The organism is Streptomyces huiliensis, from assembly GCF_020037025.1.
GTDB classification, from domain to species: Bacteria; Actinomycetota; Actinomycetes; order Streptomycetales; family Streptomycetaceae; genus Streptomyces; species Streptomyces huiliensis.
The window spans coordinates 1-13,533 of sequence record NZ_JAIQLH010000079.1 but is presented as its reverse complement, the minus strand read 5'-3'; the positions used below and the strand labels follow the sequence as shown (position 1 = coordinate 13,533).

General features: G+C 74.7%; 11 protein-coding genes, 1 pseudogene and 1 riboswitch. Of the genes and pseudogenes, 10 read left to right on the top strand and 2 right to left on the bottom strand.

The window, feature by feature from the left end:
• Window positions 1–44: 44 nt before the first annotated feature.
• Window positions 45–2,369: a 5-methyltetrahydropteroyltriglutamate--homocysteine S-methyltransferase gene (metE, locus tag JNW98_RS15890; RefSeq protein WP_223768876.1), complete on the bottom strand. Its 2,325-nt coding sequence runs from the start codon at window positions 2,367–2,369 to the stop codon at window positions 45–47.
• Between the two features lie 169 nt (window positions 2,370–2,538).
• Window positions 2,539–2,761, bottom strand: a riboswitch (cobalamin riboswitch).
• A 133-nt stretch (window positions 2,762–2,894) separates the two neighbouring features.
• Here metE and JNW98_RS15885 point away from each other — a divergent pair.
• From JNW98_RS15885 to JNW98_RS15860, 6 genes and pseudogenes are all read left to right on the top strand, one after another.
• On the top strand, window positions 2,895–3,464 hold the full coding sequence (locus tag JNW98_RS15885) for a 2'-5' RNA ligase family protein (RefSeq protein WP_223768875.1): 570 nt from the start codon (window positions 2,895–2,897) through the stop codon (window positions 3,462–3,464).
• Between the two features lie 336 nt (window positions 3,465–3,800).
• A pseudogene (locus JNW98_RS15880) lies at window positions 3,801–3,935 on the top strand (alpha/beta hydrolase); the annotation flags it as partial.
• Window positions 3,936–3,967: 32 nt separating this feature from the next.
• Window positions 3,968–4,144 carry a hypothetical protein gene (locus JNW98_RS15875; RefSeq protein WP_223768874.1) on the top strand — a complete coding sequence of 59 codons (177 nt, stop codon included), beginning with the start codon at window positions 3,968–3,970 and terminating at the stop codon, window positions 4,142–4,144.
• Between the two features lie 321 nt (window positions 4,145–4,465).
• A complete protein-coding gene (locus JNW98_RS15870; RefSeq protein ID WP_223768873.1) occupies window positions 4,466–5,782 on the top strand; it encodes an SGNH/GDSL hydrolase family protein in 1,317 nt (438 codons plus the stop codon).
• A 348-nt stretch (window positions 5,783–6,130) separates the two neighbouring features.
• Complete coding sequence (gene abc-f / locus JNW98_RS15865; RefSeq protein WP_223768872.1) at window positions 6,131–7,765, top strand: ribosomal protection-like ABC-F family protein; 1,635 nt, start codon at window positions 6,131–6,133, stop codon at window positions 7,763–7,765.
• Window positions 7,766–7,825: 60 nt separating this feature from the next.
• Window positions 7,826–8,386 carry a CGNR zinc finger domain-containing protein gene (locus JNW98_RS15860; RefSeq protein ID WP_223768871.1) on the top strand — a complete coding sequence of 187 codons (561 nt, stop codon included), beginning with the start codon at window positions 7,826–7,828 and terminating at the stop codon, window positions 8,384–8,386.
• A 12-nt stretch (window positions 8,387–8,398) separates the two neighbouring features.
• Here the strand turns inward: JNW98_RS15860 and JNW98_RS15855 are convergent, their stop codons facing one another.
• Window positions 8,399–9,010, bottom strand: a complete 612-nt coding sequence (locus JNW98_RS15855; protein ID WP_308015613.1) for a TetR/AcrR family transcriptional regulator — start codon at window positions 9,008–9,010, stop codon at window positions 8,399–8,401.
• A 279-nt stretch (window positions 9,011–9,289) separates the two neighbouring features.
• Between JNW98_RS15855 and JNW98_RS15850 the strand changes: the two genes are divergently transcribed.
• The 4 genes from JNW98_RS15850 to JNW98_RS15835 form a co-directional block, all read left to right on the top strand.
• Window positions 9,290–9,835 carry a 2Fe-2S iron-sulfur cluster-binding protein gene (locus JNW98_RS15850; protein WP_223768870.1) on the top strand — a complete coding sequence of 182 codons (546 nt, stop codon included), beginning with the start codon at window positions 9,290–9,292 and terminating at the stop codon, window positions 9,833–9,835.
• Window positions 9,832–10,830: an FAD binding domain-containing protein gene (locus tag JNW98_RS15845; protein WP_223768869.1), complete on the top strand. Its 999-nt coding sequence runs from the start codon at window positions 9,832–9,834 to the stop codon at window positions 10,828–10,830. Before JNW98_RS15850 ends, JNW98_RS15845 begins: the two co-directional genes overlap by 4 nt.
• A complete protein-coding gene (locus JNW98_RS15840) occupies window positions 10,830–13,103 on the top strand; it encodes a xanthine dehydrogenase family protein molybdopterin-binding subunit (RefSeq protein WP_223768868.1) in 2,274 nt (757 codons plus the stop codon). The genes JNW98_RS15845 and JNW98_RS15840 overlap by 1 nt, the downstream gene beginning before the upstream one ends.
• A partial coding sequence (locus tag JNW98_RS15835; RefSeq protein ID WP_223768867.1) for an XdhC family protein occupies window positions 13,087–13,533 on the top strand: 447 nt, incomplete at its 3' end. The genes JNW98_RS15840 and JNW98_RS15835, both read left to right, overlap by 17 nt.

Below are 13,533 nucleotides of genomic sequence, written 5' to 3'. Positions count from 1 at the left end.
GGCCCGCCGGACCGCCCAGGCGGGCCGGCGGGCCCGTCCGCCTCTCAGCCGCCGGACAGTTCGCCGCGGACGGTCCGGGCGGCGGCCACCAGGTTCTCCAGCGAGGCCCGGGTCTCCGGCCAGCCGCGGGTCTTCAGCCCGCAGTCCGGGTTGACCCACAGCCGCTCGGCCGGGATCGCCTTCAGCCCGGTGCGCAGCAGCTCCGCCGCCTCCTCCGCGCTCGGCACGCGCGGCGAGTGGATGTCGTAGACGCCGGGACCCGCCTCCCGCGGATAGCCGTGCGCGGCCAGCTCGCGGGCGACCTGCATGTGCGAACGGGCCGCCTCCAGGCTGATGACGTCGGCGTCGAGGTCGTCGATGGCCTGGACGACGTCCCCGAACTCGGCGTAGCACATGTGCGTGTGGATCTGGGTGTCCGGGCGGACGCCGCTCGTGGTGAGGCGGAAGGACTCCGTCGCCCAGGTCAGGTACGCGGGTCGGTCGGCGGCACGCAGGGGCAGCGTCTCGCGCAGCGCCGGCTCGTCGACCTGGATCACCGACGTGCCGGACGCCTCCAGGTCCTCCACCTCGTCGCGCAGGGCGAGGGCGACCTGCCGTGCGGTGTCGGAGAGGGGCTGGTCGTCGCGCACGAACGACCAGGCGAGCATGGTGACCGGGCCGGTGAGCATGCCCTTGACCGGACGGTCGGTGAGCGACTGCGCGTACGTCGTCCAGCGCACGGTCATCGGCTCCGGGCGGGAGATGTCGCCGGCCAGGACGGGCGGACGGACGTAGCGGGTGCCGTACGACTGCACCCAGCCGTGCTGGGTGGCGAGGTAGCCGGTGAGCCGCTCGGCGAAGTACTGGACCATGTCGTTGCGTTCGGGCTCGCCGTGCACGAGGACGTCGAGACCGGTCTTCTCCTGGAAGGAGATCACCTCCCGGATCTCGGCCCCGATCCGCTCCTCGTAGCCGGCCGTGCCGATCCGGCCCGCGCGCAGGTCGGCGCGGGCGGCGCGGAGTTCGCCGGTCTGCGGGAAGGAGCCGATGGTCGTGGTCGGCAGCAGCGGCAGGCCGAGGCGGGTCCGCTGCGCGCCGGCCCGCTCGGCGTACGGCTGGGACCGGCGGGCGTCGGCCTCCGTCACCGCCGCCGCGCGCGCCCGTACGGCCGGGTCGCGGGTGATCGGGGAACCGGCGCGGGAGGCCAGGTCGGCCCGGTTGGCGGCCAGTTCGGCGGCGATGGTGTCGGTGCCCTGGCCGAGGCCCTTGGCCAGGATCGCGATCTCCCGCGTCTTCTGCCGCGCGAAGGCCAGCCAGCGCAGGATCTGCGGCTCGATGTCGCGCTCCAGGGCGGCGTCGAGCGGGACGTGGAGGAGGGACGAGGAGGCGGACACGTCCACCCGGTCCGCCAGCCCGAGCAGCGTGCCCAGGGTGGCGAGGGACTTCTCCAGGTCGTTCACCCAGATGTTGCGGCCGTTGACGACCCCGGCGACCAGCCGCTTGCCGGGCAGCCCGCCGACGGCGGCGAGGTCGTCGAGGTTGGCGGCGGCGGCCTCGGTGAAGTCCAGGGCGAGCCCCTCCACCGGCGCCTTGGCCAGGACGGGAAGCGCGTCGCCGAGCCGGTCGAAGTAGGAGGCGACGAGCAGCTTGGGCCGGTCGGGCCCGGGCAGGCCGCCGAGCTCGCGGTAGGCGCGGGCGGCGGCGTTCAGCTCGGCCGGGGTGCGGTCCTGGACCAGGGCCGGCTCGTCCAGCTGCACCCACTCGGCGCCGGCCGCCCGCAGGGCGGCCAGGACCTCGGCGTACACCGGCAGCAGCCGGTCCAGCAGGGTGAGCGGGTCGAAGTCCGCGGCCACGCCCGGGGCGGGCTTGGCGAGCAGCAGGTACGTGACCGGGCCGACGAGGACCGGACGGGCCGTCAGGCCGAGGGCGAGCGCCTCCCCCAACTCCGCTACCTGCTCGGCCGGATCGGCGCGGAACACGGTGTCCGGGCCCAGCTCCGGCACCAGGTAGTGGTAGTTGGTGTCGAACCACTTGGTCATCTCCAGCGGCGCCACGTCCTGCGTGCCGCGCGCCATCGCGAAGTACCCGCCCAGGGCGTCCGCCTCGACGGCGGCCCGGTGCCGGGCGGGGATCGCGCCGACCATGACGGTGGTGTCGAGGACGTGGTCGTAGTACGAGAAGTCGCCGGTGGGCACCTCGTGGACGCCTTCGTCGGCGAGCTGCCGCCAGTTGCCCCGCCGGAGCTCGGCGGCGGTGTCCCGGAGGGCGTCGGCCGTCACGCGGCCCTTCCAGTAGCCCTCGACCGCCTTCTTCAGTTCCCGGTTCCGGCCCTGGCGGGGGTAGCCGTACACGGTGGCCCGTGCTGCCGCGGCTGCGGACTTCGCTGTCACGGAGATCTCCTTCGCGAGATGGATCCCTGAGATCCCGGTGCGGGACGAGAGCGCGAAGGGTGCGACGGACCGGACGGCCGCGACCCCGCGCGGCAAAGGCGCGGTCGTGCCGTCTGGTGTGTACGCCGACCCGCCCTCGAGGTCACCGGGATGTCCGCGTACGGAACGGTCCGCACACGGGCAGTCGGCAGGTCTTCGGACTCGCGGGCGCGCCTCGTGACGTACGAGGCACCTACTGGCCGTCGCTTCCCAGGCCCCGTACGTCGGGCCCAGTGCGTATGACGGCGGTCGTTCCCGCTCACCGCTGCGGGGCAGTCCCGGATTCCCACCGGGTTCCCTCTTGCGACGCTCCCGTCTGGCGGGCGGGGCGAACCGGCTGCTCCGGCCAGCGTAGAGGGTGCGGGGCTTCCGGAGGAGGGGAGTTCGCGATTCGGATGGTGAGGTGGGACACGTGGGGCGGCCGGGTCTCGCGGGACGACGGCTGTCCGACTCGTGCGATCCGGATGCGGCCGGGATCATGGGTACGTGGACGGCGATCCGCTAGCGGAGACGGCACCGACGGCCCGGACGGCCGTGGCGTGGCTGCCGCCGCGCGCGCTCTGGCCGGCGATCCAGGACATCCGCCGGGAGCACGACCCGCAGGTGCGGCGGTGGCCGCCGCACGTGAACCTGCTGTTCGGCTTCGTCCCCGAGGAGGTGTTCGGGCGCGCCCTGCCGCTGCTCTCCGCCGCGGCGGCCGAGTGCCCGGCCTTCCCGGCGCGGCTGGCGGGCGTCCGGTACTTCCGGCACCGGCGGTACGCCACGGTGTGGCTCGACCCGGCGGCGGCCGGCCTGGCCCCCTGGGCGCTCCTGCACGCCGAGCTGACGTCCCGCGTCCCCCTCCGCCCCGGCCGCGGCGACCGTTTCGTCCCGCACCTCTCCCTCGGCCGCACCACCGAGCCGCGCACCCTGGCCGCCGCGTGCGCGGCCCGGCTCGGGGCGCTGTCGGCCGAGGTGGAGGAGATCGCGCTGCTGTCCCGGCGCGGGGAGGAACCGATGCGGGTGCGGGCGGTGGTCGCGCTGGGGTCGGGGGAGGTGCGGGAGGTGTCGGAGTAGGGGGCCCGCTCCCGGACCGCGGGTGGCAGGCGGTCGAGGAGCACCGGCTCGCGGTGGGCGGGTTGCGGGCGCGGGCGGATGTGGTCCTGCGTGGGGGGTGAGGGGGAGTGGCCCCTGTCCCGCCCTTTCACCGTTTCTTGCGGGAGCTCCGCCCCCGCACCCCCGACCAAACAGCGCCAGTCTGCGGTGAGTTGCCGGACGTCACCTGTTTGACCGGTGACGCGCGGCGTGCCATAGTCGTCGGCACGCCCCCGGCGGGCGCAGGCACTTCGCACGCACGGAGGGCTTGGCGTGATCAATCGGCGCACGTTCGGGAAGGCGCGCGGCCTCTGGGCCGGTGCCGGCCCCGCCTACCGGGACCGGTTCACCGGTCCGTACGACCACCGGACCCTGAAGGGCGTCGGGCACAACCTGCCCCAGGAGGCGCCCGAGGCGTTCGCCCGGGCCGTCGTCGACGCGGACCGACTCTGACTGTCAGTCAGCTAAGCGGAAGGAGCGGGGACATGAGGGACGACGAGGCGGCGGCGCGCCACGCGCGGTTCGGTGCGCTGCCCGAGCGGATCGCCTACGAGGACTTGGTGGAGGAGAAGGCGGCCTCGCCGGAGCCTCCGGAGTACGGCCCCGGCGGCCCCGAGGTGCGCACCCACCTCGCCTGCCTGGCGTGGGACCTGGCGCTCTGAGCCGGACGAAAACCGCTTCGGGTGGCCGTACCCGGAAGCAGCGCGGGCTGAGCCCGGTGAACGGAAATATCCGGGACGACTCCGACGCCGTGACGAAACCAGCCGCGTCGATCACCGCACTGGGCTGCTCGGCTCCAGCAGGTGACTGAGCGCCTCCACCGTTCCGGCTCATCGCTCGTCACCTGGCGGAACGCGCGCGGGCCCGGCCTCGGCCCCATGTGGGGTTAACCCGAAGGCGGATTCGGGGGCCAGCCCCGCTGATCTCCGGCTCGAAGGACGCTGAGATCTCCTCATCACTCTTTTTTTACCGAGGAGATCCTGATGCATTCAGCGAAGCCGCGGCTGTGGAAGAAGGGACGACGAGGCATGCTCGCCGCCGGCACGGCGGTGCTCACCGCGCTCGTTGTCTCGGCGGCAGCCGTGGCACACGAGGACGCGCGGCAGCAGTCGCGCGCCCCCGAAGGTCCGGTGTGGACCGGGGCATGGGGCACAGCCATGCAGCGGCCCGTCGAGGGCAGCGAAGACTGGGGGCCCAACTGGTCGCGGCAGGGGTTCGCCGACCAGTCCGTACGTCAAGTGGTCCGCGTGACGACCGGCGGCTCCACGCTGAGGATCAGGCTGTCCAACTCGTACGGCACCTCTCCGCTGCGGATCACCGCCGCGACCGTCGGCCGGTCCGCCGGCGACGCCCGGGTCTGGCCAGGCACAGCACGCGAGCTGACGTTCGGCGGGGCTCAGGGCACCACCATCGCCCCGGGCCGTGACATCGTGAGCGATGCCGAGGCCCTGAGCACCTCCCCGCTGGAGAAGCTGACCGTCACCCTGTACGTCGCCGACCGTACCGGTCCAGCCACTTTCCACCGGTACACCACTGCCACCTCGTACCGCGCCTCCGGACGCCATCTGGCCGACTCCGGCGGCGACGCCTTCAAGACGTCCACGAACGCCTGGTACTTCCTCAGCGGTGTGGAAGTGTCCGGCGGAGCCTCCCCGCAGCGCGGCACCGTGGTCGCCTTCGGGGACTCACTCATGGACGGGACAGGAGCCACGCCCGGCGCTGACAACCGCTTCACGGACAAGCTCGCCGAACGCCTCGCTGCCGCCCACCGCCCGCTGGACGTGGTCAACGCCGGCATCGCCGGAAACCGGATCCTCAACGGCTCCCCCTGCTACGGGGACAAGGCCACCGACCGCTTCCGGCGCGACGTACTCGACCGCCCTGGCGTGCGCGCGGTGATCATTCATCTGGGCGGCAACGACATCGGCGCCCCCGAGATGGGCGACCCCTGCATGGACCCCGCACCCCACGTGACCGCGGACCAGATCATCAAGGCCCATAAAGAGCTGATCCGCGCTTCCCACGCCCGCGGTGTCAAGGCCGTCGGCGCGACCATCCTGCCCATGAAGGGCGCCCTTTTCCCCGTCTACAGCGAGCGGGGCGAGAAGGTCCGGGCCGCGGTCAACCACTGGATTCGCACCAGCGGCGCGTACGACTCCGTCCTCGACATCGACCGTGCCCTCGCCCACCCCGCCGACCCCACCCTGCCGCGCCCCGGCTACGTTTTCCAAGACGGCCTGCACCCCAACGAAGCCGGGTCCCACGCCATCGCCTCCGCGGTGAACCTCAACGCCCTCTGAAACTCTCGCCGGCAGCGCCATGCCCGTATGGCACGACAAACGCCGCGGCCGGGGGGCCGTGCCGTCGATCGACACCGCTACATTGACAGTTGCGGGACAGCTTGTAGGGTGGGCGCCGTCAGTGATCTTGCGTAGAGGAGACCGGACATGGTGGTGGACGACGACATCTCCGGGTGATACCCGGACCCGACCGGCCACCGGCGGGCGCGCCTTGGGCGACGCCGCCGCGGTGGTCCGTCTCGCCGTCCCCTTTTCCTGTTCCAGGCGCAGTGCTCTCCACGCCACGGCTTCCGTACCGCGGTTTCCCGGGGGAGAGCTCTGCCCTCTGCTCCACACGAGGTCGTCTCCATGTCCGACGCTTCCGTCATCTGCTCCCGGCTGTCCTTCTCCTGGCCCGACGAGACCCCGGTGTTCCAGGACCTGTCCTTCACCGTCGGCGCGGGCCGCACGGGGCTCGTCGCGCCCAACGGCTCCGGCAAGAGCACCCTGCTCAAGCTGATCGCCGGTGAACTCCGGCCCACCGGCGGCTCCTTGACCGTCCAGGGCGCGATCGGGTACCTCCCGCAGACCCTGCCCCTCACCGGGGAGCCGACGGTCGCCGAGATCCTCGGCATCGACGCGGTGATCCGCGCCATCGACGCCGTCGAGTCCGGCGACGTGGGCGAAGAGCACTTCACGACCATCGGCGACGACTGGGACGTCGAGGAGCGCACCCGCGCCCAGCTCGACCGGCTCGGCCTCGGCGGGCTCGCCCTCGACCGCACCCTGGGCACGCTCAGCGGCGGCCAGATCGTCAGCCTCGGCCTGGCGGCGCAGCTGCTCAAGCGTCCCGACGTGCTGCTGCTGGACGAACCGACCAACAACCTCGACCTCGAAGCGCGCCACAAGCTCTACGACGTCCTCGCGGACTGGAACGGCACCCTGCTGCTCGTCAGCCACGACCGCGCCCTGCTCGACCGCATGGAGCGCATCGCCGAACTCGACCGCGGCGAACTGCGGACCTACGGCGGCAACTTCAGCCGGTACGAGGAGGCCGTCCGGAACGAGCGGGAGGTCGCGGAGAAGAACGTCCGCAACGCCGAGCAGGAGCTGAAGCGGGAGAAGCGCGAGATGCAGCAGGCCCGGGAACGGGCCGAGAAGCGGGCGAGCAACGCCGCCCGCAACCTCAAGAACGCCGGCCTGCCGCGCATCTTCGCCGGGAACATGAAGCGCGGCGCCCAGGAGTCCGCCGGCCGGGCCGGCCAGACGCACGCCACGCGCGTCCACGAGGCACAGGCCCGGCTGGACGAGGCGGGCCGCGCCCTGCGGGACGAGCAGCGGCTCGTCCTGGAGCTGCCCGACACCGACGTCCCCGCCGGCCGCACCCTCGTCCTGGGCGAGGGGCTGCGGGTCCGCCGCGGCGAGCGCGAGCTGTTCACGGGGGACGGCGTCGACCTCACGGTCCGCGGGCCCGAGCGCATCGCGCTCACCGGGCCCAACGGCGCGGGCAAGACCACGCTGCTGCGGCTGATCGCGGGCGGACTCGCCCCGGACGGCGGCACCGTCCGGCGGGCCGACGGGCGGATCGCCTCCCTGTCGCAGCGCCTCGACCTGCTCGACCCGGGCCGTACGGTGGCCGAGAACTTCGCGGCCGCCGCCCCGCACCGGCCGGAGGCGGAACGGATGAACCTGCTCGCGCGGTTCCTGTTCCGCGGCCCCCGGGCCCACCTGCCCGTCCGCGTCCTCTCCGGCGGCGAACTGCTGCGCGCCACGCTCGCCTGCGTCCTGTGCGCCGAACCGGCGCCGCAGCTCCTGCTGTTGGACGAGCCGACGAACAATCTGGACCTGGTCGGCGTCGGGCAGCTGGAGAGTGCCCTGGCCTGCTACCGCGGCGCGTTCGTGGTGGTCAGCCATGACGAGCGGTTCCTCGGGCGGATCGGCGTCGACCGGTGGCTGCGGGTCGCGGACGGGAGGCTGACGGAGACGGGGGCGCCGGACGCCTGAGCGGCTCCGACCGCGACGACCGTCCTTGCGGGTGCCGGGATCACCCGCCAGGATGGTGACGTGAATCCGGACCACGTCTTCGTGTGCGGCCACCCGGCCCTGGACTTCGCGGCCACGCTCCGGGCGCGCCGCACGCTGCGGTTCGAGATGTTCGCGACGCCGGACCGGCTGGACGCGTGGTACGTGGAGTCCGGCCTCGTCGACGCCGTCTCGCCCGCCCGGCGGGCCGACGTCGAGCGGGCGGCGGCCGTGCGCGAGGCCGTCTACCGGCTGGTCACCGACCGGCGCCGCGGCGCGGACTTCGCCGACGAGGCGCTGGCCGCGGTCAACGACGCGGCGGCGAAGGCGCCCGCCGCGCCCCGGCTGACCCGCTCCGGGCGCTGGACCTCGGCGACGCAGCGCGAAGCGCTGGCGGCCGTCGCCCGGCACGCGGTGGAGCTGCTGAGCGGCCCGGACGTGCCCCTGCTCAAGGAGTGCGGCAACCCCGAGTGCACCCGCGTCTACGTCGACCGCTCGCGCGGCATGCGCCGCCAGTGGTGCGGCATGGAGTCCTGCGGCAACAAGATCAAGGCCGCGGCGTACCGCGCCCGCAGGAAGACCTCCGTCGCTGCGGCGGGGTGAACCGCCGGGCCGTCAGCCCGTCCCGCCGCGACGCCCGGGGGCGCCCGCCCGCAGCCCGTCCGTGACCAGGTCGAAGAGGCGCCCGACGCGCTCCTCGGCGTCGGGGCGGGCGCCGATGTGCCAGAGGCCGGCGATGGCGAGGAGGAAGTCGTCGGGCGTCACGCCGGGGCGGATGGCGCCGGCCTTCTCGTTGGCCTCCAGGAGGAGTTCGATGGCGTCCGTGATGGGCGCGTGGCCCCAGCGGGCCGGGGTGGCGGGGGCGCGGGTGGCCTCGCGCATCGCGTCGGCCAGGCCCGCCTTGGCCGCCGCGTAGCGGGCCAGCCGGTCCAGCCACTCGCGCAGGGCCCGCTCGGGCGGCCGGGTCGCGAGCAGCCGGCGGGCGGCCTCGTACACCTGCTGCACCTCGAAGCGGTAGACCTCCAGGATGAGCGCCTCCCGGTCGGGGAAGTTCCGGTAGAGGGTCCCCTGTCCGACGCCGGCCTTCTTCGCGATCACGCTGAGCGCGACGGCGGGGGAGTGTGTCAGCTCCTCCAGCGCCGCCGCCAGGATGCGTTCGCGGTTGCGCCGGGCGTCCGCGCGCCGGTGCGGGGGTTCGCCGTCCTGCTCTGGCACCGTCGTCCGCACGCGTGTCCTCGCCCTCTCTCCGTACCCGCTCCGATTCCCAACTCTTGCCCGTCCGGCGGCCGTCCGCTAGGTTCGAGTATCCGGACAGCTGTCCGCTACGCGCGTCCTCCGGACAACTGCCCACCGCACAGTCCCATTTTAGTGGCCGAGCTCCACCGGCCGAGACGGCCGTCGGAACGGCCGACGGCCCGCGGCCCGCCTCTTCCGGCGCCACCCGTGCCGCGCACCCGTCCGCCGAACCCCCGTGGAAACCCCCTGCCGAGAGCCGAAAAGGGCCCCATGACCGAAGCGACGTCCAGCGTCATCACCCTGCACATCAACGGAACCCCGCACACCCTCACCGTCGACCACCGCACCACCCTCCTCGACGCCCTGCGCGAGCGCCTCGCCCTGACCGGCACCAAGAAGGGCTGCGACCAAGGGCAGTGCGGCGCCTGCACCGTGCTGCTCGACGGCCGGCGCGCCGTGGCCTGTTTACAGCTCGCCGTCGCCGCCGAAGGGCGGGCGATCACCACCATCGAGGGCGTCGCCGACGGCGACCGGCTGCACCCCGTCCAGCAGGCGTTCCTCGAACTCGACGGCTACCAGTGCGGCTACTGCACCCCCGGGCAGATCTGCTCGGCCCTCGCCGTCCTCGACGAGCACGCGGCCGGCTGGCCCAGTGCCGCCACCGCCGACGTCCGCCCCGAGGCGGGTCCGCCCGCCCTCACCGACGCCGAGATCCGGGAGCGGATGAGCGGCAACCTGTGCCGCTGCGGCGCGTACCCGACGATCGTCCGGGCCGTCGCGCGGGCCGCGGGCGCGGAGTCGGAGGTGGTGGCGTGAGGGAGTTCCGCTACCACCGCGCCGCCGCCACGGCCGACGCGGTGGCCCTGCTCGCGGCCGACCCCGAGGCCCGCCCGCTCGGCGGCGGCACCAACCTCGTCGACCTGATGAAGACCGGCGCCGAGCGGCCCGCCCTCCTCGTCGACCTGCGCGACCTGCCCCTCGACCGGATCGAGACCACCGCCGACGGCGGCCTGCGAGTCGGCGCGACGGTCACCAACAGCGACCTGGCCGCCCACCCCGAAGTGCGGCGCCGCTACCCGATGCTGACGCAGGCCGTCCTCGCCGGCGCCTCCGGGCAGCTGCGCAACATGGCCACCGTCGGCGGGAACCTGCTCCAGCGCACCCGCTGCGGCTACTTCACCGCCGGGGCGACGGAGGCCGCGCCCTGCAACAAGCGTGCGCCCGGCAGCGGTTGCGCCGCGGTGGCCGGCGAGCACCGCAACCACGCCGTCCTCGGCGCCTCCGCGCACTGCGTCGCCGTCCACCCGTCCGACATGGCCGTGGCCCTGGCCGCCCTCGACGCGGTCGTCACCTACGAGACGGCGGACGGACCCGGCGAGCTGCCCCTCACCGCGTTCTACCGGCCGGTCGGCGACACCCCGCACCAGGAGACCGCGCTGCCGCCCGGCGCGCTGGTCACCGGCGTCGTCCTGCCGCCGGCACCGCCCGGCGCGTCCCGCTACCGCAAGGTGCGCGACCGCGCGTCGTACGCCTTCGCGATCGGCTCGCTCGCCGCCGCGCTCGACGTCCGCGACGGCGTCGTCCGCGAGGCGCGGCTCGCCTTCGGCGCGGTCGCCTCCCACCCGTGGCGGGCCCGCCGCGCCGAACAGGCCCTGACCGGAGGTCCCGCCGACGCCGCCGCCTTCGCCGCCGCCGCCGACGCGGAACTGGCCGCCGCCCGGCCCCTGCCGCACAACGGCTACAAACTGCCGCTGCTGCGCGACCTGGTCGTCGACGTCCTGACCGCACTCACCGAGGAGGCCGCTGCCTGATGACCACCGCGACGACCGCCCCCGCGGCCACCACCCCCGCCACCCCGTCCGTCGGCGCCTCCCACCTCCGCGTCGAAGGCCGCGACAAGGTCACCGGCGCCGCCCGCTACGCCGCCGACCACCCCGCCGACGGGCTCGCGCACGGCTGGATCGTCCTCTCCACCGTGGCCCGCGGCCGGATCCGTTCCGTCGACGACGCGCCCGTCCGGGCCATGCCCGGCGTCCTCACCGTCCTGCACCACGGCAACGCGCCGCGCCTGAAGGAGGACTTCGCGGGCACCTTCGGGCCCGACGCCACCACGCGCATCCTCCAGCACGACCGGGTGCCGCACGCGGGCTGGCCGGTCGCGTGCGTCGTGGCCGAGACGCCCGAGCAGGCGAGGGAGGCCGCGGAGGCGCTCGTCGTCACGTACGACACCGAGCCGCACGACGTCACCCTCCGCCCCGGGCACCCCGGCAGCCACCCGGCGGAGACCACGGCCATGGGGCCCGGCCGCACCGAGAAGGGCGACGTGGAGGCCGAACTCGCCGCCTCCGACATCGTGGTGGACGCCTGGTACACCACCCCCGAGGAACACCACAACCCGATGGAGCCGCACGCGGCGATGGCCCGCTGGGAGGACGGGCGGCTGGAGGTCGTCGACTCCACCCAGGGCGCGTACGCGACCGCCCGGGACCTCGCACAGCTCCTCGGCCTCGACCCGGCCGACGTCCGCGTGCGGTCCGAGCACGTCGGCGGCGGCTTCGGCAGCAAGGCGCAGGCCCGCCCGCACCTCGTCCTCGCCGCCATGGCGGCGACCGTGCTCGGCCGGCCGGTGCGCATCGCGCTCACCCGGCGGCAGACGTTCTCGCTCATCGGCCACCGCAGCGCCACCGTCCAGCGTGTCCGGCTGGGCGCCGGCGCGGACGGCCGGCTGCGCGCCCTGGACCACGCGGCGCTCAGCGCCACTTCCACGGTGCACGAGTTCGTCGAGCCGAGCGCCGCGTACGCGCGGTCCATGTACGACGCGAGCGGCCACCGCACCGTCCACCGGGTGCTGCCCCTCGACGTCCCCACGCCCACCTTCATGCGCGCGCCCGGCGAGGCCCCCGGCTCGTTCGCCGTGGAGTGTGCGCTCGACGAACTGGCCGAGCGGTGCGGCCTGGACCCGATCGTGCTGCGCGCCCGCAACGAGCCCGCCGCGGGACCGGTCTCGGGACTCCCCTTCGCCGGGCACCGCCTGGCCGACTGCTTCACTGAAGGGGCCCGCCGGTTCGGCTGGGCCGGACGCGACCCGCGCCCCGGCGTCCGCCGCGACGGCCGGTGGCTGCTCGGCACCGGCACGGCGGCGTCCTCCTTCTTCACCGGCGCCTTCCCGGCGACCGCCACCGCCACCGCGCACGCCGACGGCGCCTTCACCGTCCGCATCGCCGCCGCGGACATCGGGACGGGAGCCCGTACCGCCCTCACCCAACTGGCCGCCGACGCCCTCGACGTGGCGCCGGACCGGGTCCGCGTCCTCATCGCCGACAGCGACTTCGGTGACGCCTGGGTCGCCGGCGGCTCCATGGGCACCCGCTCCTGGGGCTGGGCCGTCCGACTCGCGGCGCGCGACCTGCGCGACCGGCTCGCCTCGGGCGCCGGGATCCCGCCGGAGGGGCTGACCGTGCGCGCGAACACGGAAGAGGCGGTGCGGTCCCTCGCCGCGTACGAACGGCACGCGTACGGCGCCCAGTTCGCCGAAGTCGCCGTCGACCCGGGCACCGGCGAGATCCGCGTCCGCCGCATGCTCGGCGTCTTCGCCGCCGGCCGGATCGTCAACCCGCTCACCGCCCGCAACCAGCTCACCGGCGGCATGGTCTGGGGCCTGTCCATGGCCCTGCACGAGGAGGCCGTCCGGGACACCGCCTCGGGCGGCCTGGTCAACGCCGACCTCGCGGGCTACCACGTCGCGGCCCACGCGGACGTCCCCGCCATCGAGGTCGCCTGGCTGGACGACCCGGACCCCGACGACCCCGTCGGCATCAAGGGCATCGGCGAGATCGGCACGGTCGGCTCCGCCGCGGCCGTCGCCAACGCCGTCTGGCACGCGACCGGCGTCCGCCACCGCGACCTGCCGATCCGCCCCGACCGCGTCCTGGCCGGCGGCGCCGCGCCCGTGACCGCCGCGCCCGTGACCGCCGCGCCCGTGACCGCCGCGCCCGTGACCGCCGCGCCCGTGACCGCCGCGCCCGTGACCGCCGCGTCCGTGACCGCCGCGCCCGTGGAGCAGGACCGTGCTGGACATCGCTGAGGACCTGGCCGCCTGGGCCGCCGACGGACGCGGTTTCGCCGTCGCCACCGTCGTCTCCGTCACCGGCAGCGCCCCGCGCGGCCCGGGCGCCGCGCTGGCCGTCGACGACCGCGGCCGGGCCGTCGGCTCCGTCTCCGGCGGCTGCGTCGAGGCGGCGGTGTACGAGCTGTGCGAACGGGCGCTGCGGGAGGGGACGGTGTTCCGGGAACGGTTCGGGTACAGCGACGACGACGCCTTCGCCGTGGGCCTGACCTGCGGCGGGACGCTGGACGTCCTGGTCGCCCCCGTCCCGGCGGCCGCCCCCGGCCGCCCCGTCCTCACCCGCGCCCTGACGGCCGCCGCCCGCGGCGAGGCGGTGGCCCTGGCCCGCGTCGCCCGCGGCCCGGACGACCTCACGGGCGCCCTGCTCGTCCGCCCCGACGGCACCGCC